This window comes from Actinocrinis sp., assembly GCF_035938995.1.
Lineage (GTDB): Bacteria > Actinomycetota > Actinomycetes > Streptomycetales > Catenulisporaceae > DASZGI01.
Genome location: NZ_DASZGI010000397.1, coordinates 1 through 3,060, shown reverse-complemented (window position 1 = coordinate 3,060; position 3,060 = coordinate 1). Strand labels below are relative to the sequence as shown.

Genomic DNA, 3,060 nt, shown 5'->3' with positions numbered 1-3,060 from the left:
ACGAATGAAAGCTGCGCCAAGCGATCCAGAGGTGCCGCAGCTTGCGTACCGAGAACGAGCGCGCCGAAGTAGATCACCGTGGTCGGGTTCAGCAGCGTCATCCCGAGGAGTCCGAGAAACGCCCGAACGGGACTCGTCGGCAACACAGTGTCCGCCGCAGCGATAGCCAGCGACTGCCGCTTGCGGTACTTGCCGACCGCGATGACGCCGCCCCGGATCGCCAGAATCAAGAGGACGCACGCCGAGGCCCACCGCAACGAAGGCATGATCGGCCGGATGTCCCGGGCGAGCGTAGCGCCGCCTAAAGTCGCGACCGCTGCGTAGAGACCGTCTGCGCTCGCCACGCCAAGCGCCGCACACGCTCCGATCTTCAGCGACGTGCGAGCCGTCAGACCGAGAAGATATGTCCCGATCGCTCCGACAGGCACCGCGACGCCGTACCCCGCGAGCAGTCCCGCGGCCAGCGCGGCGATCACGAGCGGAAGGGAATCGGCCTCCGCACTCGGCCCGTCTGCTGCTGGCCACGCGCCAAGACGGCAGCGTCGGACAGCAGGCGGGCGATGGTGGTCGCGGTCATGGGCAAAGCCTGCGGAAGACAGGGCTCCCCGCGCAACTCATTTCCGCCGCGCGAGCGCAGAAGGACCCTCATGACAACCGGTCGTCTTCGCGCGCCTTCATGCCCATCTCACTGCACGGTCAAGACGACCGGTCATTTTCACACACGGCTTCACTTCTACCGCGCGATCGCCGCATCACCCGCAAGACGACCGGTCATTTTCACGTCGGCTTCTTGTCTGCCTCGCTGTGCGCTCAAGACGACCGGCCGTTTTGAACGCCGCGTCGCGGGTGCGAGCGGCGCGTCAAATGCGGGTGCTGCGGCGCTCGAGCATGACGACATCGCGCCACACGCCGTGGTGTTTGCCGATACGCTCGCGGGTGCCGACCTCGCGGAATCCGGCGCGCCGGTGGAGCGCGAGACTAGCCGTGTTCTCCGGGAAGATCCCGGACTGGATGGTCCAGATCCCGGCTTCCTCGGTCGACGCGATGAGTGCGCCGAGCAGCGCGAATCCGATGCCTTGGCCGCGCGCGTCCGGGTGTACGTATACGGAGTGCTCGACCACTCCGGCATAGACGCAGCGGTCCGAGACAGAGCTCGCCGCGATCCAGCCGAGCACCCGACCGCTCTCATCGATGGCGACGTGGCGGTGCGCAGGCAGCTTCGCTTTGTCGAACGCCTCCCAAGTCGGCGCGTCCGTCTCGAATGTGGCCTGTCCCTCGTCGATGCCGAGCTGGTAGATCTCCAGGACCTGCGCGGCGTGCTCTGGACGCATTGCTGTCAGCCGTACGGACTCGCTCGTCATCTCATCCCGCCGCTCCCAGGGCGGCGATCTCCCCACGCCAGATCTGGCCGTCACGCACTGGGAGCAACCTTCGCCAGACCGTTGATGATCCGGTCCATCGCGTCGCCGCCGCGCGGGTCGGTGAGGTTCGCCAGCAGCTTGAGCGTGAAGCGCATCAGCATCGAATGCGACAGCCCACGCTGGGTGGCCGCCCGCATCACCTTCGGATTGCCGATCAGCTGCACAAACAGCCGTCCGAGGGTGTAGTAGCCGCCGTAGGTCTGACTCAGGATCTTGGGATAGTCGGACAGGGCCAGCTCGCGGTCGTAGGGCGTGCGGCGCGACTTCGCCTGCGCGATGACCTTTGCCGCGATCTCGCCGGACTCCATGGCGTAGGTGATGCCCTCGCCGTTGAACGGGTTCACCATGCCGCCTGCGTCGCCGACGAGGAGCAGGCCCCTGGTGTAGTGGGGCTTGCGGTTGAATCCCATGGGCAGCGCGGCGCCGCGGATCGGCACGGTCCGGTTCTCCTCGGTCATCTCCCACTCGGGTGGGGTCGAGGCGAGCCAGCGCCGCATCATGTCGCGGTAGTCGACCCCCTTGAACGCCGAAGAGGTGTTGAGGATGCCCAGGCCGATGTTCGAGGTGCCGTCGCCCATCCCGAAGATCCAGCCATAGCCGGGTAGGAGCCGGTCAGGCTCGTTGGCGTCGCGTAGCTCCAGCCACGACTCGAGGTAGTTGTCCTCGTGGCGCGGCGTTCGGTAGTACGCCCGGTATGCCACGCCCATCGGCCGGTCGTCCCGCTTGCGCAGCCCCATCGCGATCGACAGCCGGGTGGAGTTCCCGTCCGCGGCGACCACGATCGGCGCGCGGAACGCCGTCTCGCTCTTGCCGCTGCCGAGGCGCGCGTTCACCCCGACGATGCGGGAGGTGCGCTCGTCCAGGATCGGCCCGGCGACGTTGCAGTTCTCCAGAAGGCGGGCGCCGGCCTTCTGGGCCTGCCGGGCGAGCAGTTCGTCGAAGTCGGAGCGCGGCCGCACCAGCCCGTAGTTCGGGTGCGAGGCCAGTTCCGGCCAGTCCAGCTCGAGGGTCCGGCCGCCGCCGATGATCCGCAGGCCCTTGTTGTGCAGCCACCCGTTCCCGGGCGAGGTGTCTATCCCCATCCGGACCAGCTGGGTCACGGCCCGCGGGGTCAGCCCGTCCCCGCAGACCTTCTCGCGCGGGAACTCGGTCTTTTCCAGCAGGAGCACGTCGAGCCCGGCCTGCGCCAGGTGGTACGCCGTCGCCGAACCGGCCGGTCCGGCGCCGACGACGATCACGTCGGCGGTGTTCTCGCTGTTTTGGGTCGCCACGCAAGCAGTCTAAACAAGGCCCTGGTGGCAGGCGGCGGGCGGATCACTCCGTGGACCCGGTCCCGGCCGCGTGACCGTCAGTCCAGTCCGAGTCCGGCCGAGTTCGGGACGCCGTCGGCGGCGGTGTTGTCGGAGGCCGGGTGGGACTTTCCGGCCAGGCCCTGCACGAAGGCGGTGAGCAGGTTCAGCGTCGCCGTCCGCACGAACGCACGATCCGCCGCGGTCAGGTGGGAGGAGCACTGGGAGCCGAGGGCGCACTCCCACCGCATCGTGCCCGCGTCGAAGACCCCTGCTCCGGACGGCGCGGTGTAGTACGCGGATTCCTGATAGCTGGCGTGCCCCTGGCAGGTCAGTGGCGAGTGGCTGAG

3 protein-coding genes and 1 pseudogene are annotated in these 3,060 nt (G+C 68.1%); all 4 read right to left on the bottom strand.

The features are described from left to right. On the bottom strand, positions 1-476 hold a 476-nt coding region (locus VGZ32_RS27245), incomplete at its 3' end, for a LysE family transporter (RefSeq protein WP_326889083.1). Positions 477-860: 384 nt separating this feature from the next. After that, the gene (locus VGZ32_RS27240) at positions 861-1,361 is read right to left on the bottom strand and encodes a GNAT family N-acetyltransferase (RefSeq protein WP_326889082.1); all 501 of its coding nucleotides are present in this window, start codon (positions 1,359-1,361) and stop codon (positions 861-863) included. A gap of 50 nt (positions 1,362-1,411) precedes the next feature. Next, positions 1,412-2,692 (bottom strand): geranylgeranyl reductase family protein, encoded by a 1,281-nt coding sequence (locus tag VGZ32_RS27235; protein ID WP_326889081.1) that lies wholly within the window; start codon positions 2,690-2,692, stop codon positions 1,412-1,414. A gap of 77 nt (positions 2,693-2,769) precedes the next feature. After that, positions 2,770-3,060 (bottom strand): annotated as a pseudogene (locus tag VGZ32_RS27230) (hypothetical protein); the annotation flags it as partial.

Coding starts and splice junctions, on each gene's coding strand:
- VGZ32_RS27240 (WP_326889082.1), bottom strand. CDS start 1,361: ATGACGAGCGAGTCCGTACGGCTGACAGCAATGCGTCCAGAGCACGCC.